Source organism: Bacillus niameyensis (assembly GCF_001375535.1).
In the GTDB taxonomy this organism is placed as follows: Bacteria; Bacillota; Bacilli; order Bacillales; family Bacillaceae_C; genus Lederbergia; species Lederbergia niameyensis.
Map to the genome: position 1 here is coordinate 2,718,820 of NZ_LN831197.1, position 25,703 is coordinate 2,744,522.

A 25,703-nucleotide genomic window follows, 5' to 3' on the forward strand; every position below is an offset into this window, starting at 1 on the left:
AGGCTTTTCATTAGATGAGAAAGGAGTGGCATATTTGGAAAAGTCCACCACTAATTTTATTGTTCGACTTAAGAAACAAAAAGAAGATGCTTTAGAATTTATTATCGATACATACATGCCTTTTGTGAAAGCTATCGCGATAAAGATTTTATCTCAGCATAACATGTGTGCAGTCGATGAATGTGTGAACGATGTATTTTTATCCGTCTGGCAAAATGCACATCAATTTAAAGGTGACGAGGCGGATTTCAAAAAGTGGATCGGAATGATCACAAAATACAAGGCTATTGATTTGTATCGCCAATTAGATAAACAGCATGAAAGAGAAAAAAATCCAGTTGCTTTAGAAACAGTGGCACAGAATGAAGACATCCAAGCACAAATATTAAAGACAGAAGAGAAAAATGAGCTGTTATTCGCAATCAGTAAATTAGATAAATTGGACCGTGAAATCTTTATGATGAAATATTACTTGGAGCTTTCAAATAGTGAAGTGGCAGATGCACTCGGAATAACAAAAGCAGCTGTTGATAACCGTTTATACCGTGGCAAGAAAAAGTTGGCAGCCAACATTCAATTGAAGGAGCGATTTGTATGACGAAGTATAAAGATTTGGCTAATTTAGATATAGACACAATTGAGCCTGTTGATGTTTCCCCATTTGAAAAGGCAAAGGTCAAACAACATGTACTCCAAAAGAGTAAACGTAAAAAAACTATGGTCTGGCGGAACATTGCTGCTGCAGTAGTCATAGTTGTTGGCAGTACGATTACACTCGGATACACTTTTCCATCTGTTGCTTCGCAAATTCCATTTATGCAAAACGTTATTAGTTATTTCGAAGGATACAAGCATTTCGATGAATTTTCAACAGAAATTGGCCTATCAGAAACAAGTAACGGAACGACTATTATGATTGATCAGGCAGTCTATGATGGAACGACCATTACTGTCTCTTATGCGCTTGAAACAGCAAAAGAATTCGAGGAAGATATTAAGTTCCGACCTCCCTTCGAATTTGATGTCGTAGGGGCATATGGAATGGGAAGCACTTCAAAAATAGAAAAAATAGGTGACACGCGTTATGTAGGAGTTAGCAGCTTTACCCCCATGTTTAAGAAAAATGAAGCTGAACCGGAAACCGTACAAATTACTTGGAAGCCAACAGCGTTTACAGATTACGATGGGAATACGCTTTTTGAAGGAGATTGGTCATTTGACTTTGCGCTCACAAGAGTTAATGGTGAGAAACTATTAATGAACGAGGCTACGACTACGGAAGGGATAACACTTGTCATACGCTCTATCGAACAAACAAATGTGTCAACAATCATACAATATGAACAAACGATCAATGAATCCATCGCTGAAAATTGGCCAGAAGTTTCACCCGTCTTTGAAATTAGAGATGACTTAGGGAATGTATATGCGCATGGTGAAGGTGGGGGCGGAGTGTCCTACGATAACGGGAAAATCCTTTACGGGACTACCACTTTTGAGCCTCTTCACAAAAATGCAAGAAAACTTATCATTCAGCCAACAGCCATTCTTAGCCTTCTTCAAGGAAAGGGCCACGAAAAAGTGCTTATGGATCCAATTGAGATTGAGTTGAAGTAGCGGCGAAGAAATACGAGAAAACCGTCTAATGTTTATTGGACGGTTTTCTTCGTTTGAATGCGTACTACCTCACCCACAGTCTTCGGTATGTAACCATAAAATCTTTCGGCCTTATACGAATGAATCTGCTCGTATACTTTTCTCATTGCTTTATAGATTTCAGTTTCTTCTATTTCCTCCTTTGACCAATACAATATATCCATTCTCATTTCACTTTTTGCCGCAAGGGCTTGAAATTGATAAACGATGGAGGTTGCATGTCGAAAACCTTCTCGGTTATAAAAGTGAAGCCGTCTTTCCGTGTCAGAATCCTCTGGATTGATCTCTTCCACTTCCAAAATAATCGGCTTATTTTTAGCCTTCAGCCTCTCCATTAATTGATGACCAATCCCCTTCCCACGTGATTTTTCTGATACCCATAAAAAATCAATAAAAAGGAATGAGTCAAACTCTGCATACATAACAATGTGATATTCTCCCTCATCTTTAAAGTAGAGATCTTCTTTTTCAGATAACAGAGATTCAAATTGTGATTGCAATTTCATTTCACCAATCGGAAAATAAGTATTTAACTTTTCAAACCAGTTCATTTATGTAACTCCCTCGCTGTCTATGAGTTTGTATTTAATTATCCGATCTCCCACTTTTTTTCACAACAAAAGTAACTGCCTTTGTTTTTAACAACACAGGCTTTTCACCACGATTAATGGTATATTCCAATCGTTTCACTTCTGTTTGTAAAATGTCCCAGTTCCTATAGATGGCTCTTAGTTTGTTTAACAATTTTTCAGTAGAAAGATTAACTTCCATCAAGGCGTTTAAACTCTCATTAGTATCCAGATCGATTTCTTCAACTTCAGAATTGACGACCAAACCATTGATTCCATTAACCTTTGTACCTGCCGCCATTTGTTGGATAACTCTCTCAAACTTTTCTTCTGTAACAACATGTTCCAAACTCGAAACAGCGATAATGAAATCAAATTCATTAGGTTTTATTTGGTAATCCCCTATATCAGCTTTTACAGATTCAATAACATCTCGAACCTGATATGTTTCGCTGTAGTCGATTAATTTTTCCAGTGCCGAATCCAATAAATCTACACAAACAACTTGTCCGCCATTGTCTTTAATAGCTTGAGCGATCGGAATGCTATTTCTGCCGACACCAGAACCTAAATCAAGTACTTTTGGTTGATCTATCTTTTGGATGAAGGGAATTAAATCCAGCACAGCTTTTACAGGTTTATGTAACCAAGATCCTTCTTTAAACAACTCATATTGATCATAGCAATGGTCATGATAATTCTTCTCTTCTTTTCGAATATGTTCAACTCGATTCAATGCTATCAGAGCCTTTTCCATGCTGGTCACCCCCAAATTACATATTTTTATATTTTGAGAGATGGCCAACTTGATTAAAGTCCTTTATCCCCCATTTACCTTCAAGAAATTGAACAGTACTTATACCACCATTGATCAGTCTAGTCTTCCCCGAACCAATTTCTTTTTCTGATAAAATCGCCAAAATAGAATTAATTACAGCACCATGGGCTACAAGTATGACATTTCCGTTTGGAACTTGTTGGTGAATCTTTTCAAGACCAGCCATCACACGCTGATTCAGTGACTCTCTATCCTCTTGATTTGGAATTTGTTTATTAGGAAAAGCCGTGTTTCTCTCTTCTGCTGTCATCCCTTCAGCATCTCCATATGACCTTTCAATAAAATCTTCCATTACCATCAATGGAAGATGCAATCCTTCGTTTATAACTTCTGCTGTGCGTTTTGCCCTTTTTAAAGGACTAGTTATAATTAAATCCCAGTTAGAGCCTTGTAAAATATCTCTACATTCCCTTGCTTGTTGCAATCCTGTTGCATTTAAAGGTATATCTGTTTTCCCTTGTACTTTCCCTAAAGCATTCCAATCCGTTTCCCCATGTCTAATAATACAAATCGTCGTTATTTTGAAAACCCCTTTTCCTTTTATATATTATTGGCAAGCACAAACCTTTCCGAAGATTATAGCAAATTATTCTTAATTTTATTATAATACTTCCAAAATAAATTGAAACTTCAACAAGTGGGGGTCTTACAGCAAGTTAAGGCAGGATAAAAGCGATCACTTTCTTATATTCCCTGACTCTGCGGGCGTCCTGAGAGCATTGTTTTCGAAGGGACTGGGATTTAAGTAAACTTTTGATTAATGTAGCTTCGTCCTTTTTTATACAGTAAAAGGACTCGAATAGATCGAATCCTTTCACAAATAATATTATTCCTTCGGAGCCAACCCATTTTTCAAGAATTCTAACGTCCGATTAATCTCCACCTCATCATTCCAATTTTCAGGTGAGATGACATATTTTGTGACGAAAAAGCCAAGTAAAGCAGATGCGACGAGTCGAATAACCGTATCAGGATCCATGTCGATAATTTGCCCTTTAGATTGATAGTGGGCCACAATCTGGCTAAATCTCGAATAGACCTTTTTTCCAATTTGTTCGATGAATTGTTCTCTTAACTCTGCATGGAAGGGGATTTCCTGTAGCAATATTCTTATAACCGCCATGTTATTCTCGAGGAACTTCCGACGATTTTCAACCATTGCTTTCAAAAAGTCTTCAAAGTGATCATATTTTTGATCCAATACTTTATTTAATTCTTTAATGACAATCGGTCCAATCAATTTCACCATCATTGGAGAAACAATTGTCATCAACAGATCTTTTTTTGTTTTATAATGTCTAAAAATGGTGCCTTCCGCGACACCCGCTTTTTTGGCTATTTCGCTCGTTGACGTTGCCGCAAAGCCCTTTTCAGCAAAAGCCTCTGTTGCCGCAGCCAAAATCTTTCTCTGTTTTTCCGTTAATCCCTCTTGATTAAGGAGAACATCATTAATCGTATTATGTTCTTCTGACATCGAAAAGCTCCTTTACAATCGCTCTGTATTAATGTCATTATAGCTTAAATGCGACGATATTTTCTAAGGGCAAAAATATTTAAGGTCACGAAAATAAGTGAGAATCCGATCAAGGCAAGAATATCCAAATAAATATCACCCCAACCACTCCCCCTAATCATGACATTTTTTAAGGCATCAGCTGCATAATACAATGGCGTAAAAGGCCCTATCCAACTAAGCCACCCGGAGATCGTTTCCAAGTTAAAAAGTCCCGAAAAGAATATTTGCGGTATGATAACAATCGGAATAAATTGCATCATCTGAAATTCATTGTTTGCAAAAGCAGATAACAGGGTGCCCAGTGTAAGTGCGGTTAAAGATAGCATAAAGGTAATCATTAACACATAAATAAGTGCTCCATCCATAAACATTCCAAGCACATAAATGGCATAAACAGTGATAATAGTCGCTTGAATTAAAGAAAACACTCCGAAGCCGAGTATATAGCCGACGACAATCTCCCATTTTCTTAGTGGGCTAGATAAGAGCCTTTCGAGCGTTCCTGTTGTTCGCTCACGTAAAAAGGAAATACCCGCAATGAGAAATACGAAGAAGAAGATAAAGAATCCCACTAGGTAAGGTCCAAAATAATCAAACTGCTCCATCTCATCCGATCCATGTAAGTAATCGACTTTTAATTCAGCAGCCGTACCATTCGCTTTGGTCAAGTTAGCTTGAATCCATTTCATAACAGCACCAGACTTGCTTGGATCACTACCTTCAATAAATATAGCAGGAGATTGATTTGTAAATACTACGTATCCATCGATCTTTTGGTTAGCTAAATCTGCCTTTGCCATTTCTTGATTATGATATTCCGTTACTTTTGCATCTTCAACATTCATCTGTTCCAAGATGACATCTGGAACATTAACAAGACCAACTTTAGAAATATAATCATTTCCGCTGAAAACTAAATAAACCATTGAGAGAACAAGAATAGGAGCAAAGATTAACAAGCCTAAAGTTCTTTTGTCCCGTACAATTTGGCGCAGAATTCTTGTAACTAAAGCAAAAACTCTCATTAATGAGCACCCCCATAAACTAGAAACGCATCCTCAATGGATATAGAATTCGTTTCTCTTTTTAATTCTTCTGGAGTACCGACTGCAATTAATTTCCCGTCACGAATTAATCCTAATCGATCACATTTTTCTGCCTCATCCATAACATGTGTTGTCACGATCAATGTTTTTCCTTGTTGTTTTAGCTCGTAAAAAGCTTGCCAAATATTCTTTCTTAAAACTGGGTCAATCCCAACAGTCGGTTCATCTAGAATCAAAATTTCTGGTTCATGTAAAAGCGCAATTGCTAAAGACAATCTTCTTTTCATTCCGCCAGAATAGTTTGACACCAACTTTGACAAGTCATTGGACAATTGGACAAGTTCCATGACTTCTTTTATCCGTTTGGATTGCTTTGCCCTTTTTATTCCATAAAGAGAGGCAAAAAACTGCAAATTTTCCTTGGCCGTTAAATCATCATAAAGGGCATCAGATTGTGCCATATAGCCAATTCTAGTTATTAACTTTAAATCAGGCATTTTCCCTTGAAGAACATAATTTTCCCCAGAAGTTGGGATGTCCAACCCAGATAGTTGCTTTACTAAGGTTGTTTTTCCCGCACCAGACGGACCGAGCAAACCAAAAATTTCCCCTTCTTTAATATCCAAAGTAATATCATATAGTACTTGATGTTTCCCAAAACTTTTCGAGACGTTGCGTATGGAAATACAAGCTTGACGGTTATTCATGAGTTCACATCCTGTTTTTTAATGAGTGATTACTCACTTTATTATATATCGATTGTGTTTATTTGTGAAGTGATTACTCACTTTTAAATACTATTAAAAAACACACCCCTCAAGGATGTGTTGATAGCAGATTATTGCATTTCTTTTGTTGGGCCCATAATCCCTGGTACAGGAAGCCCTGCTTGGCGTAGTAAGACCGTCATTTGTCCACGATGATGAGTTTGATGATCAATCAAGCCGCGTAAAAGTTTGCCACGTGGAGCTGGACCGACAAAGCCAGTTACTTCTTCTAATAAAGAGTCATCCGTTAACTTTGGTGCCTCGCTCTTAAAAGCAGCAATCACCTTTTCATAGGCTTGTACGATTTCCGCAACATCGGTTGGCACGGGTTGATCTTGCGTTGGACCAGGAATTTGTAAACCAGCGAAATGACCAAATGCCCCAGCTGCACCTACTAAATGCCATGCTAACCATCCAAGCGAGTTATGGCCTTCAACAATAGATTGATCAAGCTTCTCATTTGTAATAGCTTGAATTACTCGCAACGTTCCATCTGCAGAAACTGACCAATCCTCTAAAAAATCTTCAACTTTACGATACATATTCATCACCCTCACTTTCATGAATTAAAGTTGTCCTTTTTATCATAACGAACATGGATAGGGGATAGCAATTTCAGAGCTCAAAATAATCATTTTCACAAAATATTTTAAGACCTATTAAGGACATCCTAAAAGTTCCAAAACTCGCTATATTAAAAGTATAGATTCAAATTTATTAATGGAGGGATGAAATGAAACAGGAGTTAAATGCGGTTACAACCAACTCAATCATTGTTAAAAAAAGCCTTTGGAGCAAGATGGGACCTGCATTTATCACTTCCGCCCTAGTTTTAGGACCAGGGAGCATTACGCTTTCATTGAAAATTGGCGCCATTTATGACACANATTCTTATAACCGCCATGTTATTCTCGAGGAACTTCCGACGATTTTCAACCATTGCTTTCAAAAAGTCTTCAAAGTGATCATATTTTTGATCCAATACTTTATTTAATTCTTTAATGACAATCGGTCCAATCAATTTCACCATCATTGGAGAAACAATTGTCATCAACAGATCTTTTTTTGTTTTATAATGTCTAAAAATGGTGCCTTCCGCGACACCCGCTTTTTTGGCTATTTCGCTCGTTGACGTTGCCGCAAAGCCCTTTTCAGCAAAAGCCTCTGTTGCCGCAGCCAAAATCTTTCTCTGTTTTTCCGTTAATCCCTCTTGATTAAGGAGAACATCATTAATCGTATTATGTTCTTCTGACATCGAAAAGCTCCTTTACAATCGCTCTGTATTAATGTCATTATAGCTTAAATGCGACGATATTTTCTAAGGGCAAAAATATTTAAGGTCACGAAAATAAGTGAGAATCCGATCAAGGCAAGAATATCCAAATAAATATCACCCCAACCACTCCCCCTAATCATGACATTTTTTAAGGCATCAGCTGCATAATACAATGGCGTAAAAGGCCCTATCCAACTAAGCCACCCGGAGATCGTTTCCAAGTTAAAAAGTCCCGAAAAGAATATTTGCGGTATGATAACAATCGGAATAAATTGCATCATCTGAAATTCATTGTTTGCAAAAGCAGATAACAGGGTGCCCAGTGTAAGTGCGGTTAAAGATAGCATAAAGGTAATCATTAACACATAAATAAGTGCTCCATCCATAAACATTCCAAGCACATAAATGGCATAAACAGTGATAATAGTCGCTTGAATTAAAGAAAACACTCCGAAGCCGAGTATATAGCCGACGACAATCTCCCATTTTCTTAGTGGGCTAGATAAGAGCCTTTCGAGCGTTCCTGTTGTTCGCTCACGTAAAAAGGAAATACCCGCAATGAGAAATACGAAGAAGAAGATAAAGAATCCCACTAGGTAAGGTCCAAAATAATCAAACTGCTCCATCTCATCCGATCCATGTAAGTAATCGACTTTTAATTCAGCAGCCGTACCATTCGCTTTGGTCAAGTTAGCTTGAATCCATTTCATAACAGCACCAGACTTGCTTGGATCACTACCTTCAATAAATATAGCAGGAGATTGATTTGTAAATACTACGTATCCATCGATCTTTTGGTTAGCTAAATCTGCCTTTGCCATTTCTTGATTATGATATTCCGTTACTTTTGCATCTTCAACATTCATCTGTTCCAAGATGACATCTGGAACATTAACAAGACCAACTTTAGAAATATAATCATTTCCGCTGAAAACTAAATAAACCATTGAGAGAACAAGAATAGGAGCAAAGATTAACAAGCCTAAAGTTCTTTTGTCCCGTACAATTTGGCGCAGAATTCTTGTAACTAAAGCAAAAACTCTCATTAATGAGCACCCCCATAAACTAGAAACGCATCCTCAATGGATATAGAATTCGTTTCTCTTTTTAATTCTTCTGGAGTACCGACTGCAATTAATTTCCCGTCACGAATTAATCCTAATCGATCACATTTTTCTGCCTCATCCATAACATGTGTTGTCACGATCAATGTTTTTCCTTGTTGTTTTAGCTCGTAAAAAGCTTGCCAAATATTCTTTCTTAAAACTGGGTCAATCCCAACAGTCGGTTCATCTAGAATCAAAATTTCTGGTTCATGTAAAAGCGCAATTGCTAAAGACAATCTTCTTTTCATTCCGCCAGAATAGTTTGACACCAACTTTGACAAGTCATTGGACAATTGGACAAGTTCCATGACTTCTTTTATCCGTTTGGATTGCTTTGCCCTTTTTATTCCATAAAGAGAGGCAAAAAACTGCAAATTTTCCTTGGCCGTTAAATCATCATAAAGGGCATCAGATTGTGCCATATAGCCAATTCTAGTTATTAACTTTAAATCAGGCATTTTCCCTTGAAGAACATAATTTTCCCCAGAAGTTGGGATGTCCAACCCAGATAGTTGCTTTACTAAGGTTGTTTTTCCCGCACCAGACGGACCGAGCAAACCAAAAATTTCCCCTTCTTTAATATCCAAAGTAATATCATATAGTACTTGATGTTTCCCAAAACTTTTCGAGACGTTGCGTATGGAAATACAAGCTTGACGGTTATTCATGAGTTCACATCCTGTTTTTTAATGAGTGATTACTCACTTTATTATATATCGATTGTGTTTATTTGTGAAGTGATTACTCACTTTTAAATACTATTAAAAAACACACCCCTCAAGGATGTGTTGATAGCAGATTATTGCATTTCTTTTGTTGGGCCCATAATCCCTGGTACAGGAAGCCCTGCTTGGCGTAGTAAGACCGTCATTTGTCCACGATGATGAGTTTGATGATCAATCAAGCCGCGTAAAAGTTTGCCACGTGGAGCTGGACCGACAAAGCCAGTTACTTCTTCTAATAAAGAGTCATCCGTTAACTTTGGTGCCTCGCTCTTAAAAGCAGCAATCACCTTTTCATAGGCTTGTACGATTTCCGCAACATCGGTTGGCACGGGTTGATCTTGCGTTGGACCAGGAATTTGTAAACCAGCGAAATGACCAAATGCCCCAGCTGCACCTACTAAATGCCATGCTAACCATCCAAGCGAGTTATGGCCTTCAACAATAGATTGATCAAGCTTCTCATTTGTAATAGCTTGAATTACTCGCAACGTTCCATCTGCAGAAACTGACCAATCCTCTAAAAAATCTTCAACTTTACGATACATATTCATCACCCTCACTTTCATGAATTAAAGTTGTCCTTTTTATCATAACGAACATGGATAGGGGATAGCAATTTCAGAGCTCAAAATAATCATTTTCACAAAATATTTTAAGACCTATTAAGGACATCCTAAAAGTTCCAAAACTCGCTATATTAAAAGTATAGATTCAAATTTATTAATGGAGGGATGAAATGAAACAGGAGTTAAATGCGGTTACAACCAACTCAATCATTGTTAAAAAAAGCCTTTGGAGCAAGATGGGACCTGCATTTATCACTTCCGCCCTAGTTTTAGGACCAGGGAGCATTACGCTTTCATTGAAAATTGGCGCCATTTATGACACACAACTCATCTGGACACTTGTCATTGCTGTTCTATTCATGATGGTCTATACCGAAATGAGCACTCGTATTGGTCTCGCCACCCAGGCAAGTTTCATTGATGTTATGAAGCAACGTTGGGGAAAATTTGCTGGTGTTTTAATCGGAGTCGGTGCGTTCTTAGTTACTGCGTCTTTTCAAGCAGGCAATGCGATTGGAACAGGAATTGCCACATCTATGGTCTTTGGCACACAGGCAAATTTATGGATTGTTGTCATGACGGCTTTGGGGATTCTTTTATTATTTATGAAACAATTTTATGCTATTTTGGAAAAATTAATGCTTGGCCTTATTTTACTCATGTTGCTTGCATTTATTATTACCGTCATTCTAGTTAAGCCTTCTATTGGAGCAATCTTTAGTGGCTTTATCCCCTCATTTCCTGATGGAAGTATGGGCCTAGTGATCGCGCTATTTGCTACTAGTTTTTCAATTGTTGGAGCCATTTACCAATCCTACTTAGTTAGAGAAAAAGGGTGGACGATCCAAGATGCTTCATCAGGAATGAAAGAGTCCTATCTTGGGATTTTCATTCTAGGTTTCATTTCATTTTTAATTATGATTTCTGCAGCTACCATTTTGAAACCACAAGGATTGGTCGTCAATGATGCCTCTGAAATGGGGGCAGCGCTCGAGCCATTATTTGGTTCATGGTCGACTATTGTTTTTATGCTTGGTCTGTTCGGGGCCTCCTTTTCCTCGATGATTGGGAATGCCACAATCGGGGGATCCATGCTGGCCGACGGTATTGGTTTTGGCTACAAGCTGTCCAATTGGCCTGTAAAAATTTCTATAATCTTGGTCATGCTTTTCGGCTCGATTGTTGGACTTGTCTTTGGGCAAGCACCTGTAAACCTCATTATTTTCGCACAAGCGATCACAATTATCGTTGTTCCCTTTATCGCCATTTGCATTTTAGTTGTTGCGAATGATGCAAAGATTATGGGGCAACTCAAGAATTCATTGTGGAAAAATATTGTTGGGTTTCTTGGGCTTATTGTTCTAATTTATCTTGCAATTAACAACGTTAGAAATATATTCTTTTCATAGGTAGAGTGACAAGTGCCTATTCCCTCCTAATTAAGGGATTGGCACTATTTTTTTAAAAAAGGCGGTCTTACAAATGATTGAATACGATAGTTTTTACGATAAAATTGCCAAAATCAATGGTTGGGATTTTAGCCAAGTCAAATGCCACTCTGAAGGTGTTCAATGGGATTTTTATGAAGAGGTACAGAAAAGGTGCAAAAATACCGACATTTTATTGGATATTGGTACAGGCGGTGGAGAAAATGTTCTAAAAATAGCTGCCTCTTTATCTTTCTTAATTGGCATCGATCTTTCAGGTGAAATGATCAAAACGGCTCGAGCAAATCTTAACAAATCTAACAAAAGGAATGTCCGATTCTTGCAAATGTCTTCTCAACAGTTGCAATTTCCTGATAGCTTTTTTGACATCATCTCCTGTCGCCATGCACCATTTAATGCTGCTGAAGTTGCTAGAGTATTGAAAAAAGGTGGTACCTTTTTGACACAACAAGTAAGTGAAGATGACAAAGTAAATTTAAAAGAGGCATTTGGCCGTGGACAATCGTTTGAAGAAATTGATGGTACATTAAAGAATAAATATATACAGGAACTACAGTATGCAGGTTTTTCTAAAGTTCACTCGTATGAGTATAATGCCGTCGAATATTATCAACGACCTGAGGATCTGTTATTTTTACTTACACATACACCTGTTATCAGTAACTTTGGTCATAATGAACAGGACTACACCATTCTTGATCAATTTATTAAAAACAATCAGACTGATAAAGGGATCCAGACGAATTCAAAAAGATTTATGATTATAGCGAACAATTAAGATAGTGGTGCCTGCCTCTTTTATAGTAATTCGTTGTAAGAGGAGGCACCTAAATTATTACTTTTCAATCGTTCCCCGTTGAATTTCAATGACCCTATCCTCAGTAAGCCCCGTGGATTCAGCAGTAAATTTAATATCCAGTCCCTTTTCTAAAAGACGAAGAGCAATGGCCTCCTTTTCTGCCCTTTTTGTTTCTTCTTTCAGCCTTTCTTTAACGTCTTTTGTTTCTTCCGCAATTTTCATTGCCCTGCGCTTTATACTTTCTTCCATTTGAAGCAATTGCTCTTCTTTTTCTTTTAATGCCCTTTTCTCTTCACCTAATACCTTTTTCTCTTCACCTATAGCTTCTTTCTCTTGACCTATAGCTTCTTTCTCTTGACCTAAAGATTTTTCCTCTTCAAATAATGCTTTTTTCTCTTCAGCCAATGCTTTTTTCTCTTCTTCAAACAATTCCTTTTCGCGTTGATAAGCTTCTTCATCCAAGATGTGCTTGAGCCGAGATTCGTATGCCAGATATTGTTCTTGCGTCATACTTAACTCCTCCCAGCTTTGAAATGCTCTACGAAGCGTTTCATCTTTCATTGCAATCGCCTCCAACTCCTTATAAATGTCATCATAGACTTTGCTATTTCTACGATCAACCATACCGAGCATCAAGAGCCATCTTGCCAAAACGTCGTTCCATGGATCCAGTTTATCATCTTTCCAATCCTTAATTAACTTGGACATCTCAATGAAATGGAATTCCAACATATCAGTTAACCTAAATTGTTCCTCATCCTCGAACAAATGATAGGTAGTATGGAAGCGATCCGTCTGCTTAATAATGTCGAAATTAAGGATATTAATCGATATGACAGGCCGCAGTTCACTGTAACTCATATTTTTTCCCAATGGACTTCTATAAGCACCTGCCCAGTAGAACAGAGAACGTTTGATCATATTGTATTTATCTGTGAATTGGATTTCTACATTAATCCTTTCATCAGCATCTGTCGTTACCAACAAATCTAATCTTGATAACTTATCATCCATATATTCCCTGCCAGATTCCGTGTTCAAAAAGGTGATGTCCTTGATCGGATTTCTACCGGTTTTTTGTAGAATAGCATTTAAAAAGACAACGGTAATTTCCTTATTTCTTTCACTGCCAAAAAGCTGTTTGAACGCATAATCAATTTTCAAATCCATGAGTCGCTCTAATGGGATTCTTTTTAACAACTTAGTACTAAGTTGTTCCTCTTGTTGTTTCATGTTGTAGTTTTTGAAGTCTTCCCTAATATAACCATGTGGAATTACCTTAGTGGTATTTTCATACTGTAGTTTAGCCAGCGCCATACAAACACCCCTTCATGTGTTATGGAGACTTAACTAAAGATGGAGTTCTACTAACAGTATACCAAAGATACGAGCAAATACAAACAAATGTTCCTGTTTGTCATTTTTTCAGTTGTTGCAAAATGATCCGCTCAAACCATTTCCATGGTAGGAGAGCCTTGCCCCAGATTGCTACAAGCGCCCCTTTCCCTAAGGGATAACGGAATTTTGTACGATTGCTCTCAACTATATTAGCAATCTTCTTTGCTAGTTGTTGGGGATCGGTTGCCTTTTTAGTGATATTTTTACTGAATGCAAGAATCGCAGAAAAGGGCTTCTGATAAGGGGAATTTTCCTTTTTCCTGTATTCAATATAATCAATACTTTTATCCCAAATCGCTGTTTGGTAGGCCCCAGGTTCAATTAATATAACTTCAACACCATACGGGAGCATTTCTAAACGGAGCGACTCACTGAATCCTTCAAGAGCAAATTTTGAAGCGGAATACGCCCCATATCCCGGAAATCCCACGCTGCCGCTCACACTACTAATATTGATAATCTTCCCATTTCTCTGTTCCCTCATTAATGGAAGGACTGCCGTTGTTAGTAAAACAACTCCGAGAAAATTCGTATTCATCATCAATTCCCAGTCTTCAACAGAGGTTTCTTCCACATAACCACCAAAGGAAATTCCAGCATTATTGACTAATACATCAAGTCTCCCAAACCGTTCATAGATGTCATTCACGACTTTAGGGATTTGTTGCTTATTCGTGACGTCTAATTCTAAAATTTCTATCTGATCACGAACTTTGTTTTCTTCAGCCACTGCTACTAATTGATTCTGTTTATGTAAGTCACGCATCGTTGCAATCACAAAATAATGTTTTTTTGCTAGTTCAATGGAAGTGTATAAACCAAATCCGCTCGAGGTACCAGTAACCAATGCAATTTTTTTAGCACTCATCTGTCCTTCCACTCCCTTTGTTCTTTTTTATTATAGTACGCTAGCATTTGCCCTCTATCTCCTTATCAATATATCATCATGGACATTGCTATTTCTACGATCAATCGTATTAGCATTAAGATGGATTCCACGAAATTATAGTTGTCCAATAGACTTAGTCTTTGCGGATTATTCGAGCCAATCATTCTGCCCTCCTCTTTATGTACTTGGTTTTAAAAAAGCTTTATAAAATCATAATAAAATTAATTTTAGGGTGTCCTTTTGAGTCACTCGCCTATATATAAGGGGTGGAGGGATGTAAAATGACAAATCAAATAAGTCATGTTGAATTTTTGGAGATTTCACCAGAGTTAGCTGTAAAAATTGGATTGAATGAAAGTATTATACTAAAACAATTAACTATCTTAATCGATACATACGGAATATTAATGGACGGAGTGCATTGGGTCGCCATCACTTATAACGAGTGGCAAGAGATTTTCCCGTTTTGGTCTACCTCTACGATTAAACGCATCTTTACCTCGCTTGAAAAAATGGGGCTTATAAAAATCGAGCAGCATGGTAAACATCGCTATGATCGTACCAATTGGTATTGTATTTGTGAACACACAAAGAAAGAGATCCGTTCCAGTTCCAAGAAACAGAAAGTTGAACTGGAGCAAACAAAAAATTCTACAAGTAAGAGAGCGCAACCTATGTCACCTGAGCTAGAGAACAAATACCAAAAAGTAAAAAGACGGTTAAAAGAGCTATGCTTTTTCCCATTAAAAGCGGACCAAAAGAAAGAGCTCCAAGAAGCGATAGTTACCTACCCCCTTCAACAAATCTTGGTGGCAATTGAGGAAACCGCCGCAAGGTCCATTTTCGCATGGAAATATGCCTATAAAGTTTTGGTTACTAACCAAACACATGTCTCCCGGAAGCCCACTCGCCAGGAGATTCTTCCTGACTGGTTCGGAAAAGATGATGATACTATTTATGAATTCAGTGAGGAGCAACTAGCCAAGAAAAGGCGACTTGAAGCGATACAGGCAAAATATAGAGAGGCGGCTGGGTAGATTAGAAATTCATTCCTTCCGCGGAATCTTGCCTTCGTTTCCTTTTCATGAATTTGAGCGATTATAGAAAACAAACTATAATAGATTTTAACTAGAAAGAGCTCTTATTACTACGCAAGGAGTACGATAATTATGAAGCCTTCCATATTAATTGCGGAGGATGAACGGGAAATTGCTGATCTGATTAAAATTCATTTAGAAAAGGAAGGTCATCAGGTCGTTATAGCAGCCGACGGAGAAGAGGCCCTTAACATCATTCGGTCTCAATCAATTGATCTCGTAATTTTAGACATTATGATGCCAAAGTTAGATGGATTTGAAACAGCTCTGCAAATTCGTTCAGAGTTTCAAATGCCGATTATATTCGTAAGTGCTAAATCCTCGGATTTCGATAAAATTCAAGGATTGATGATTGGTGGAGACGATTATTTAACAAAACCTTTTAATCCAATGGAATTAGTGGCTCGTGTGAATGCCCAATTACGCAGGTATATTAAGTTTAATCAATCTAAGGCGAAGGAGCCTTCTTTGATCGAAATAGGTGGCTTAAAAATAAATCCAGATCAGCGCTCTGTGGTAATTTATGATGAGATGATTGAACTTACACCTAAGGAATTTGATATTTTATACTTGCTAGCCCGTCACCCAAAAAAGGTTTATAGTGCGGAACAAATATTCCAACAAGTTTGGGGAGAAGACTATTATGAGAGCAGGAACACTGTAATGGTTCATATTCGTACCTTGCGGAAAAAACTTGGGGAAGATAAAAGAAAAAACCTCTTCATTAAAACGGTTTGGGGAGTTGGTTATTCATTTAATGGCTAAAATAGTCCGTAGTTTTCGTTCCAAAATGCTGCTGTTATTTGGCTTAAGTATGTTGCTTGCTAGTGCGATCACTTTCGCTATATATAAGGCATTGCAATACTATTATCATACAAGAGTTCGGATTGAAGACCCCTTAGCTCGGGTTCGAGAATTGCTTGCTGCAATCGGAGACGTAAATGCTTTTTTATGTATCTTCATTCCACTTTCGATTTTATTTTTTTATTTACTCACAAAGCCTTACTCCACTTATTTCAAGGAAATTTCAAAGGGGATTCATCAACTTGCAAATGGTGATTTTTCTTATCAAGTTAAAGTATCCTCCAATGACGAATTTAAAGAAATTGCAAATGATATTAATCAGGCAAGCGTGAAATTACAAGAAGCAGTGAAAAGGGGTGATTTTGCGGAAAGCAGCAAAGACCAATTAGTTGTTAATTTAGCCCATGATCTCCGTACTCCCCTTACATCAGTATTAGGTTATTTAGATTTAATTGTACAGGATGAGAGCTTAACGAAAGAACAGGTTCGACATTATACAACGATTGCCTTTACGAAATCACAACGTTTGGAAAAGCTCATTGACGAGCTTTTTGAAATCACAAGAATGAACTATGGGATGTTAACACTTGAAAAAGCACCACTAGATATGAATGAACTTCTAAGTCAATTAAAAGAGGAATTGTATCCACTCTTTGAAAAAAATCATTTAGTAGCTAGAATGAATAATGAGACGCATCTCCCCATTCTCGGTGATGGTGATCTATTAGCGCGCGTATTTGAAAATATACTAATCAATGCCATCCGTTATGGAGTAGATGGTCAATACGTTGATATTCGTGGTTTTACTGATTCAGATCATGTTGTCATTCAAGTCATTAATTATGGAAATCAAATTCCTTCTGAAGAAATTCCCCATCTCTTTGAAATGTTTTATAGTGGAGATCAAGCACGTACATATCAAGACGGCGGCACGGGTCTCGGATTATTTATCGCCAAGAATATTATCGAGCAACACGGCGGAACCATTTCCGTCGAAAGTTCAGTCATCCAAACACAATTTGAAGTACGTTTGCCACTGCAGGATAATTTGAATGACCAAGAAGACCTTATTTAAGAAAAATTTAAGATTTACCCCACTTTTTATTTAAACTATTTTTCTTATCCTATTAGTCATTAGACATTACAGGAGGAAGTTAAAATGAAGAAGTGGGGATGTTTGTTATTCCTAATTTTAGGCATCGGGTTCGTGAGCTTGTCCTTTTTTCAAAAAGAGGTGGATATTAAAACATTGAAACAGCTTGACAAGTCTACGAAAATGGTGGATTTAAGGATTTCAGCCGAGATAGTTTTCCAAGGAAATCTTGTACTAGTAAACAATGAATACCCTGCCCGAAAAGAATATATCCGATCAGATATAGTCCATATATTTCAAAATGATCATTTAATGAATGGGTTCAGCCTACTGAATAACTCCATTCAGTTATCAGAGGACATCACTCAAAAGTTCTCTAAAATGGTTCTTGCTGCTGAAAATAATGGTGTAAAAAACTTTATAATTAGTAGCGGTTATCGGAATTTCGATGAGCAAGAAACTCTTTATAAAGAAATGGGGGCTGATTATGCTCTCCCTGCTGGTTTCAGCGAACATAATTTAGGACTATCACTTGACGTCGGCTCGTCCGTAGCAAAAATGGAGAAAGCTCCTGAAGGCAAATGGATTGAAAAGAATGCTTGGAAACATGGATTTATTTTACGGTATCCAAAAGATAAAACCCAGGTCACAGGGATTCAGTACGAACCTTGGCATATTCGTTATGTTGGACTGCCTCACAGCGCCATTATACACGAGAAAAACTTCGCTCTAGAAGAGTATTTGGATTACTTAAAAACAGAAAAAAACCTATTAGTTGATTTTAATGGTAAAAAGTACCAAATCTCTTATTATCCGATTACTGAACAGACGACCATTCAAGTTCCTGCAAAACAAGAATATGATGTTTCTGGGAATAATATCGATGGTGTTATTGTTACAGTGTATCAATAAAAACGGACTGATTTGTTTGAATATATGATATATTTATACAAAACATCAATGAGGTGATAAAATTGTCCATTAGCTGGGAAGAGTCATATTTAGGCCAACTGCGGAAAGTGGCTGGAAGTCAAATGTTAATTGCTCCTGCTGCGAGGGCCATCATCCAAGATATGGATGGAAAGATTTTATTTGTAAAAAGAAAAGATAATGGAGCTTGGGTCATGCCCGCAGGTGGGCTTGAATTACATGAATCCATTTTTGATTGTCTTAAACGTGAGGTGAAAGAAGAAACCGGACTTGATGTGATCTCAGCGAAACTAATTGCCCTGTATACTGGAATAGACTATGAATATACGAATGGTTATGGTGATGAAAATAAAATGTTTGCCGTCGTCTTTTTAGTTGAACAATGGTCGGGCCAACTTCTTGAAGAAACAGATGAAACAGCCGAGGCCAAGTTTTTTTCGTTAGATGAATTGCCTGATATTCCACCGTTGTATCTCGAAACGATTGAGGATCTAAAAAGTTATAGAAGAAATGGACAAGTGATTTTAAAATAGATCTCATCCTTATCCAGTTATAGGCATGAACTGCCTATCCCAAAGTGGGACAGGCAGCAACTTTTACAATTTAAACTGACTTACGAGTTTATTAAGTTCCTCAATTCTTTTGACAAGGTGGTCAGAATTTGCTGACACTTCTTCCATAGAGCTACTCGCTTGCTGCGCGGATGCTGCTGTTTGTTCCACACCTGCAGCGGCTTCCTCGGAAACAGACGCTACTTCCTCTATGGAGTGATTCATTTCTCGAGCACTATTAGTCACTTCTGCTAGATTACTTGTTATATAGTTAATACTACGAGCCATATCAGACACGGCTGAACTAATCTCATTAAAGGTCTGATCAGTTCTTTTAATTTGATTCGTGCCTTGTTCTACTTCGCTATATCCATTTTGCAAGGAATTCGCTACGACACTTGTTTCATTTTGTATATTAGTAACAATATGAGTAATATCCTTAACAGATATAGCCACTTGTTCGGCCAAATTTTTTACCTCTTCTGCCACAACGGCAAAGCCCTTTCCATGCTCTCCAGCCCTTGCTGCTTCAATTGCCGCATTAAGAGCTAAAAGATTGGTCTGGTCAGCTACATCTTTAATGACAGAAATTAATTTTGATATTTCCTGTGATTGGCCATCAAGATTTCGAACTTTTTCTACCGCTTCCTTGACAATATGATCAATCTTTATCATTTGCTCTGTGGAAGAATTCATCAGTTCGCTTCCTAACGTCGTCATTGCCAACACTTTTTTTGAGTTTTCTTGAATATGGCCCCCATTTTCATTAGCTTCTTCCACCCTATCAGAAAAGGTTCCCATAATAGAGGCTAAATCACTGGCACTATTTGCTTGGGTTTCAGACCCTGTAGCCAATTCCTCCATTGTAACAGCAATTTGCTCCATTCCCGTTTTCACTTCATTAGCCGCTTGGGTTAATTCTTCACTCTGACTTGAGACAGTATCGGTAACCAAATTGATTTCCTTCAATAAAGCCTTAGTACGATCCGTCATTTCATTAGTAGCCAAAACTAATTGCCCTATTTCGTCCTTTGACTTCACTTCCAATGAAACTCCACTCAAATCCCCAGAGGCAATCATTTTCATTCGATTTACAATAGATACGATTGGTTTTGATATTATTCTAGCCATAACTAACGAAACCAACAATCCTAATCCAACAATAACAAGGGAAATAATTATATCGAGGATCAATGAGACTTTACTATAATTTTCAACATACTTGCCATCCTCAAATATGTTTTTCCCTCTAGTTTTAGCCAAGTCTTTAAAACCTGTTAAGATCTCATTCCCTAGTGGCCGAACTTCAGTATCCATAATCTGCACGGCCTTGTCTTTATTTCCAGCATCATACTCGCTAAATACTCTATCAGAGAATTCCTCCCACTTCGAACTTTTCTCTATCAATTCTTTAGCCTTTGTGGTATCTGTCAGCTGAAGAACCTTTTTTTCAATGGTCCTACCCTCCTCTTTTAAAAGCTGATATTCCTCCTTTAACTGTGGGTCACCATATAATAAGTAACCGCGAACTGCCAAGTTTCTCTCAGACATATTAAGTGCCATTTCCTCATTAGCAATCAAAAGAGGCAATTGCTCCTTAACGATTTCGTTCGTATTCTTATTTAATGCTTTTATAGCAAGATAATTATAGAAGCCTAGCAATACGACTAGGAAAAGTATAATTGAAAATCCAAATATTAACTTTTTCTTGATGCTATTAAACTGAAAGATTTTTCTCATTGCCAAAATCCCTTACCTTCCCATTTAAATAATGATCGTGATAATAAGCCTTCAAGGTCGATTATCCCCTTTATAATCATATAACAATATGGGTCTGTTGACATTAGGAAACAAATTAAATCTGGGAAGGAATGGGGGTTTTATAGAATAACAGGCGAAAATACCTACTGACAAATAGGACTGATCATGCCTTTTTAGCAACAAACACTGCTAGCCAGTAATCTCTCCATAGACAATCCACATTTTCAAAGCCAGCATCTATTAAATATTGGATGTATTGACTAACGGATTCGCATTTGTTGCCCTCTGCATCCTGTTTTACTTTATCGTTTGTAATAAAACGATCAATCTTATGTTCATCATGTATGTCTTCTCCTAATGAGTCTAATTTAATTCTGGCCCTTTTCATCCCAATCAGGTCGTCTATTAAAGGTGATATACCAGCCATATGGTCAGCAAAGACAAAAGCCCCTCCTGGAAGCAATACATTATATATTTCTTTAAACACCGCCTTCTTATCTTCCGCATGATGAATCGCCATAGAACTTGTCACAGCGCTGATTTGCCTTTTTGAATATCTTTCGTGCCAAGAAGGTTGTGTGAAATCTAACTTGTCAAAATTAATAATAGTAGATTGGACGGACAACTGATTTTTTGCAATTTCTAACATTGCTTCTGCTCCATCGGTAACAAATATTTTGCTAAAACGTTCGGTATCAATAATCTTTTGAGAAAACAGACCTGAACCTGCGCCTAATTCCAAGATAGAAGAGCCTTTTGGAGTTAAATTAATTAACAGGTCAAGAGTAACATTCAGCATTTCAGTTTTTCTTTTTGGATCAAAACCTTGTTTTTCATTATACTCGTGAGCTCTTACTGGGTTATTGTAAGAATGAATACCATTTTGTCTCAATATGACCATCCTTCCATCTGTTCTAATATTTTTACATTTCAGTCATTATACCTTAAGTTTAAGATATATCAATTGTTAGTCATAAGAGAAGCCGCGAATCTCGGAGTTCTCATTTATGCTTTTTGCGAGTTCGAAGCTTATTTTTGTCGCTGCTAATCTTTTGGGTTTGGTTTTATACGGAATCAATTATTTTTTTTCGGGTTCCACTGTTATTCTTTTGAGTTTCGGTTAGGCTATTATTCTTCCGAGTTTTAATTATATTCTTTTGAATTTCCTCCATATTCTTTCGAGTTTGCCGATTAATTTTTCAAGTCTAGTTAGAGAGTACCATTCAGGGGCTTAACCTTGTCAACACCCCATTATCCATCTCACAAACTGTCTCACAAAGGGCTTCAATATCTTCTGCATAATGGGAAGATAAAATAATTGTGATCCCCTCTCGATTCAATGCCTTAAAGATCTGGCGCATTTCTAGTACCCCTTGCTTATCTAGACCATTCATCGGTTCATCTAATATTAATAGTTGTGGTTTTTCCATGATTGCTTGAGCAATGCCGAGTCGGTGTCGCATCCCTAATGAATATTTACTTACGTGTTTTTTACTCATCGGGTCAAGACCTACTAAACTTAAAGTTTTTCGAATCTCATCATCAGTTATTTTTCTCTGAATAGAGGCGAGCAACTTTAAGTTTTTAAATCCACTAAGTGCGCCAATGAATCCAGGTTCTTCAATAATAATTCCTATATCTTGGGCAACCGCAGGTTTTACCGGTTTTCCATCCAACCAAATACTGCCTGAATCCAGTGTCATAAAACCGCAAATACATTTAAATAGTACCGTCTTACCTGAGCCGTTTCTCCCAATAATCCCGTGGATTCCCCCTCTTTCAAACTGGACAGAAACTTGCTTCAAGGCGGTTGTCTCCTTAAATTTCTTTACAGCATCCTCAACTTCTACAATAAAATCCGCCACTTTAATACCCCCAATCTTGGATCTTCATATCTTTTCTACAAAATATGATTGTCGAAAGAATGCCCATGAACACGCTGGTGATCACAAGGCAAAACACAGCAAATGTTGGGGTAGGGGTAAGCCCTGTCCCTTTCCAATCTAAATAGGATATATTCATCCAGCTAATTGGTGACAGATAGCCAATCCAATCACCAAAGATAAAACGCCCTTCAACAATTGAAAAAAGGGACATAAAAATAAATACACCCGACGCAACTAAACCACTCATTTTTTCAATGACCACATTAAAGCAAAAAATCAAAACGCCAATAAAAACAGACACAAGCCAAAAGAGACCAAAGCTAATGATCATCGCCTGAAAAGGAGAAAACATCTTAAGGACATCTGGATTGAAAAAGACTGTAACGTTTACCGGAGCCATTTCAGGTCTCATTGCCAAAGTTTTCATCAAAATTCCCCAGTCCTTTGAAAATTCTAGATTGGGGATGAGGACAAGAGCTGCCATAACACAAATAAAAGCTGTGTAAATAAATGAAGCTAAAATAATATACACTAGTTGCCCGATCACCCAATTTCGCCGACTTGTCCGAATGGCGAGGAAAGGCATATGCCGATCTGCAAACGGGGCATCGCAAAATAGCAGCACAATAAAACAGGCGAAAACTTGCATTGTCGGCGGAAGACTGAGATGCGGGAAAATCCAAGGCGCAATGCCTACCTCCTTTTCCGTTGCAAATTGCGAAAGTCCTGATGAATGATAAGCTAAAAAGGCAACTGTGATCACAGCTAGTACGTAGATCCGTGGATTTACTAACCATTTACGAAAATTAACTTGAACACAAAGCAGGATCGTCTTTAAGTTAGTCATGCTCGACCCTCCTTTTAATCTGCAGTACAGTCGTTAAGCCCAATAATAAACACAAACCCGCAACAATACCCAGCTTAAGTAATAATGAGCGAAGCGGTGAACCCGCGTCATATGTTTGTTCCACAATAGCAATGGCTCGTAAATATGGCGGAATTTCCCATCCAGTCGTAAAACGATGGGAAATAAAATATAAAACTATTGGTGCTGCGACCGCAACAAACTTATTTGGTAAATACGCTGAGACCCAAAGTGCAACAACTGCAAAAAGCGCTGATGTAAGGGAAATATGAGTAATATAGAAAACTAGATAAAGAATCGGTTTTTCAGCTTCTAATAGAGGAATATAAGCACCGCCACCAGGAATGTCCGTAAAAAGCGGCAATTTTATCCTCATAATCAAAATAAATATCAGCATGCCAAGAGCTGTTACGAAAAAACCTGAAAGTGCACTTGCCAACACTTTGCTTATTGCATAATTACCTATTCCCGCACGCACAATCCAAAAGTTGCTTGCTCGATTACTCCAATCTGAAGCAAAAGTCGTCGCAAACGGGAAAAGTGGTAAAATGCCTGTTATAATAACAAAAACACCTCCCCCTAAGCCCAAAAGGTAAATAACATCAGATGAATTAGCAATCCAACTCCAAACACCAAATATAATAAGGATGGTAACGCTTAAGGCACATAATAGAAATCGAACAGATAGAATTGATTGTCGAAGGTTAACCGTAAAAAGGCAGTAAAAGAGCTTCATTTCAGATCACTTGCCCTTTCTATCTTTTCACCGGTTATCGCATTCATGACATAGTAACTGTAGGAATCCAGTGTAACGCTCTCACCTGTTGACCCATCTGGCCAATCTGATGTTTCTGCAATCCCAAATATCCATGCGGGAATAAGCTCGTAGCTGTCATCTTTTTGCAGGATCGCAACATAGTTTAATTCCATGGAAAAGATCCTTGTTTCGTTTTCAAGCAAGATCTCTGAGTATGAGTCGATGATAGGTTTCAGTGCTTCTGCACCACTAATTAATTGTTTTTCCTCCCCGCTATTCGTTACCTTCAATAGATTGGAAGCTGTTATATTACTAATTCCGTCTTTAGAATACCAAATGTCTATGGGGGTTGAATTAATCTCCTTACCGCTTATCTCATACAACCCCTTATTCGATAAAGGGATACCATCAATAACCTGCTGGAAGAAAAATAAGTAAGCCTCATCATCTTTCGACCAAATGTATTCCTCCTCAATGCCAAAATAACTTTTAGACTTTTCATAAAGAACATCATGTTCCAGCATCGTTTTCAGGTCCAAAGAATACGTTTCTGCTACTGTGATTTTAGGAAAACCAATAGTGGCTAAAAGTTCTTCAATTTCTGCAAGGGCATCATTGTAATCCTTAAAAGACAGATTATCCATAGACCCATAATCACTTTTTAAGTTAAACCCATACTGCTGAGCAATATTGCCTGGTGGCCCTGGACTATTTTCCACAACAGTCGACAACTTATTTTGAAAAAAAGCATCCTCCTTAACAAGTGAATAATTGATACCTCCATGTACACCAGAATCCATTCCTAAACTTTTACCGCCGTCATAAACAGTCAAATATTCTTTCTCTTTACCTTTATCAGCTTCATACCAAGGTCCCTCAGCATAATTTTTTTTATCAACAATCTCCCCTTTGAGTAACTTTTCAACTGCTAGATTCTCATCAATCTCCAAGATAGAAGCTTTATAGATTTTAGCAGAATCAAGTAACTGGACTTCCGTAAGATCAAAATCAATAGAAAAATGTTTTGGAAGCTTGATTGTTTCTAGAAAGGCCACAATATCTGTTGGAATATTTTTTGGAGTAGTACTTCCCTCAGCATTTTGACATGCCGTTAGTAAAATAAGCGAAAAGAATAAGATCATTATTTTTTTCATTTTCATCCTCCATCTCAAAACCTGTTTAGAACTGATTGTAGGCGATAAATCTTAATATGTATGGAGGAAATTTCTTAAGACTTTCTTAAGATTGAGTAGATTTTTCAAGTTTCGATCGATATCGGGATTTCCCGGGAAATTTCTTAGTTTTTGATGGGGATTTTTTGACTTTTCGGGGGGGACTTCGTAATTTTGTGGAGAAATCT

28 protein-coding genes are annotated in these 25,703 nt (G+C 37.6%); 9 read left to right on the plus strand and 19 right to left on the minus strand.

All coding sequences use genetic code 11. The annotated features are described in order from the left end of the window. Positions 1-25 precede the first annotated feature (25 nt). Together BN1243_RS12780 and BN1243_RS12785 are read left to right on the plus strand one after the other, a co-directional pair. The gene (locus BN1243_RS12780; protein ID WP_230200198.1) at positions 26-598 is read left to right on the plus strand and encodes a sigma-70 family RNA polymerase sigma factor; all 573 of its coding nucleotides are present in this window, start codon (positions 26-28) and stop codon (positions 596-598) included. Next, positions 595-1,617 (plus strand): DUF4179 domain-containing protein, encoded by a 1,023-nt coding sequence (locus BN1243_RS12785; protein ID WP_062107389.1) that lies wholly within the window; start codon positions 595-597, stop codon positions 1,615-1,617. Before BN1243_RS12780 ends, BN1243_RS12785 begins: the two co-directional genes overlap by 4 nt. 32 nt (positions 1,618-1,649) lie before the next feature. Here BN1243_RS12785 and BN1243_RS12790 read toward each other — a convergent pair whose 3' ends face one another. From BN1243_RS12790 to BN1243_RS12840, 11 genes are all read right to left on the minus strand, one after another. Continuing rightward, on the minus strand, positions 1,650-2,207 hold the full coding sequence (locus tag BN1243_RS12790) for a GNAT family N-acetyltransferase (RefSeq protein ID WP_062107392.1): 558 nt from the start codon (positions 2,205-2,207) through the stop codon (positions 1,650-1,652). 34 nt (positions 2,208-2,241) lie between these two features. Beyond that, a complete protein-coding gene (locus BN1243_RS12795) occupies positions 2,242-2,961 on the minus strand; it encodes a class I SAM-dependent methyltransferase (RefSeq protein ID WP_062110612.1) in 720 nt (239 codons plus the stop codon). A gap of 37 nt (positions 2,962-2,998) precedes the next feature. After that, complete coding sequence (locus BN1243_RS12800; protein WP_062107393.1) at positions 2,999-3,583, minus strand: histidine phosphatase family protein; 585 nt, start codon at positions 3,581-3,583, stop codon at positions 2,999-3,001. Positions 3,584-3,889: 306 nt separating this feature from the next. Then, on the minus strand, positions 3,890-4,537 hold the full coding sequence (locus BN1243_RS12805) for a TetR/AcrR family transcriptional regulator (protein ID WP_062107395.1): 648 nt from the start codon (positions 4,535-4,537) through the stop codon (positions 3,890-3,892). A 44-nt stretch (positions 4,538-4,581) separates the two neighbouring features. Further along, entirely contained in the window at positions 4,582-5,604 is a 1,023-nt protein-coding gene (locus BN1243_RS12810; protein WP_062107397.1) for an ABC transporter permease, read from the minus strand. After that, positions 5,604-6,332 (minus strand): ABC transporter ATP-binding protein, encoded by a 729-nt coding sequence (locus tag BN1243_RS12815; RefSeq protein WP_062107398.1) that lies wholly within the window; start codon positions 6,330-6,332, stop codon positions 5,604-5,606. The genes BN1243_RS12810 and BN1243_RS12815 overlap by 1 nt, the downstream gene beginning before the upstream one ends. Positions 6,333-6,463: 131 nt before the next feature. After that, complete coding sequence (locus tag BN1243_RS12820) at positions 6,464-6,934, minus strand: DinB family protein (RefSeq protein WP_062107401.1); 471 nt, start codon at positions 6,932-6,934, stop codon at positions 6,464-6,466. A 314-nt stretch (positions 6,935-7,248) separates the two neighbouring features. Next, positions 7,249-7,647: a TetR/AcrR family transcriptional regulator gene (locus BN1243_RS12825; RefSeq protein ID WP_084781904.1), complete on the minus strand. Its 399-nt coding sequence runs from the start codon at positions 7,645-7,647 to the stop codon at positions 7,249-7,251. Positions 7,648-7,691: 44 nt separating this feature from the next. Further along, positions 7,692-8,714 (minus strand): ABC transporter permease, encoded by a 1,023-nt coding sequence (locus BN1243_RS12830; protein ID WP_062107397.1) that lies wholly within the window; start codon positions 8,712-8,714, stop codon positions 7,692-7,694. Next, complete coding sequence (locus BN1243_RS12835) at positions 8,714-9,442, minus strand: ABC transporter ATP-binding protein (RefSeq protein ID WP_062107398.1); 729 nt, start codon at positions 9,440-9,442, stop codon at positions 8,714-8,716. Before BN1243_RS12835 ends, BN1243_RS12830 begins: the two co-directional genes overlap by 1 nt. Before the next feature lie 131 nt (positions 9,443-9,573). After that, positions 9,574-10,044 carry a DinB family protein gene (locus tag BN1243_RS12840; RefSeq protein WP_062107401.1) on the minus strand — a complete coding sequence of 157 codons (471 nt, stop codon included), beginning with the start codon at positions 10,042-10,044 and terminating at the stop codon, positions 9,574-9,576. 191 nt (positions 10,045-10,235) lie between these two features. Between BN1243_RS12840 and BN1243_RS12845 the strand changes: the two genes are divergently transcribed. Both BN1243_RS12845 and BN1243_RS12850 read left to right on the plus strand, forming a co-directional pair. Next, positions 10,236-11,474, plus strand: coding sequence for an Nramp family divalent metal transporter (locus BN1243_RS12845; protein ID WP_062107402.1), 1,239 nt, complete (start codon positions 10,236-10,238; stop codon positions 11,472-11,474). Positions 11,475-11,547: 73 nt separating this feature from the next. After that, on the plus strand, positions 11,548-12,291 hold the full coding sequence (locus BN1243_RS12850; RefSeq protein WP_062107403.1) for a class I SAM-dependent methyltransferase: 744 nt from the start codon (positions 11,548-11,550) through the stop codon (positions 12,289-12,291). Between the two features lie 57 nt (positions 12,292-12,348). Here BN1243_RS12850 and BN1243_RS12855 read toward each other — a convergent pair whose 3' ends face one another. Together BN1243_RS12855 and BN1243_RS12860 are read right to left on the minus strand one after the other, a co-directional pair. Continuing rightward, entirely contained in the window at positions 12,349-13,629 is a 1,281-nt protein-coding gene (locus tag BN1243_RS12855) for an Rpn family recombination-promoting nuclease/putative transposase (protein ID WP_230200199.1), read from the minus strand. A 100-nt stretch (positions 13,630-13,729) separates the two neighbouring features. Beyond that, positions 13,730-14,578 carry an SDR family oxidoreductase gene (locus BN1243_RS12860; protein ID WP_062107404.1) on the minus strand — a complete coding sequence of 283 codons (849 nt, stop codon included), beginning with the start codon at positions 14,576-14,578 and terminating at the stop codon, positions 13,730-13,732. Positions 14,579-14,880: 302 nt separating this feature from the next. On the opposite strand from BN1243_RS12860, the gene BN1243_RS12865 reads away from it, so the two are divergent. The 5 genes from BN1243_RS12865 (at position 14,881) to BN1243_RS12885 (ending at position 19,056) form a co-directional block, all read left to right on the plus strand. Next, positions 14,881-15,636 (plus strand): hypothetical protein, encoded by a 756-nt coding sequence (locus BN1243_RS12865; protein ID WP_062107405.1) that lies wholly within the window; start codon positions 14,881-14,883, stop codon positions 15,634-15,636. 129 nt (positions 15,637-15,765) lie between these two features. Beyond that, positions 15,766-16,461 (plus strand): response regulator transcription factor, encoded by a 696-nt coding sequence (locus BN1243_RS12870; RefSeq protein ID WP_154669854.1) that lies wholly within the window; start codon positions 15,766-15,768, stop codon positions 16,459-16,461. Beyond that, complete coding sequence (locus BN1243_RS12875; RefSeq protein WP_062107409.1) at positions 16,454-17,575, plus strand: sensor histidine kinase; 1,122 nt, start codon at positions 16,454-16,456, stop codon at positions 17,573-17,575. Before BN1243_RS12870 ends, BN1243_RS12875 begins: the two co-directional genes overlap by 8 nt. An 84-nt stretch (positions 17,576-17,659) precedes the next feature. After that, a complete protein-coding gene (gene vanY, locus BN1243_RS12880; RefSeq protein WP_062107411.1) occupies positions 17,660-18,505 on the plus strand; it encodes a VanY-A/VanY-F/VanY-M family D-Ala-D-Ala carboxypeptidase in 846 nt (281 codons plus the stop codon). Positions 18,506-18,567: 62 nt separating this feature from the next. Continuing rightward, entirely contained in the window at positions 18,568-19,056 is a 489-nt protein-coding gene (locus BN1243_RS12885) for an NUDIX domain-containing protein (RefSeq protein WP_062107413.1), read from the plus strand. 63 nt (positions 19,057-19,119) lie between these two features. On the opposite strand, the gene BN1243_RS12890 is transcribed toward BN1243_RS12885, so the two are convergent. From BN1243_RS12890 to BN1243_RS12915, 6 genes are all read right to left on the minus strand, one after another. Next, positions 19,120-20,814, minus strand: coding sequence for a methyl-accepting chemotaxis protein (locus BN1243_RS12890; protein WP_062107416.1), 1,695 nt, complete (start codon positions 20,812-20,814; stop codon positions 19,120-19,122). Positions 20,815-20,998: 184 nt separating this feature from the next. Then, complete coding sequence (locus tag BN1243_RS12895; RefSeq protein ID WP_062107417.1) at positions 20,999-21,727, minus strand: class I SAM-dependent methyltransferase; 729 nt, start codon at positions 21,725-21,727, stop codon at positions 20,999-21,001. A gap of 331 nt (positions 21,728-22,058) precedes the next feature. Next, entirely contained in the window at positions 22,059-22,700 is a 642-nt protein-coding gene (locus BN1243_RS12900; RefSeq protein WP_062107420.1) for an ABC transporter ATP-binding protein, read from the minus strand. A 1-nt stretch (position 22,701) separates the two neighbouring features. Continuing rightward, positions 22,702-23,568 (minus strand): hypothetical protein, encoded by an 867-nt coding sequence (locus tag BN1243_RS22125; RefSeq protein ID WP_062107422.1) that lies wholly within the window; start codon positions 23,566-23,568, stop codon positions 22,702-22,704. Then, entirely contained in the window at positions 23,561-24,322 is a 762-nt protein-coding gene (locus tag BN1243_RS12910; protein ID WP_062107424.1) for a hypothetical protein, read from the minus strand. Before BN1243_RS12910 ends, BN1243_RS22125 begins: the two co-directional genes overlap by 8 nt. Beyond that, complete coding sequence (locus BN1243_RS12915; protein WP_062107426.1) at positions 24,319-25,497, minus strand: hypothetical protein; 1,179 nt, start codon at positions 25,495-25,497, stop codon at positions 24,319-24,321. Before BN1243_RS12915 ends, BN1243_RS12910 begins: the two co-directional genes overlap by 4 nt. Between the last annotated feature and the right edge of the window lie 206 nt (positions 25,498-25,703).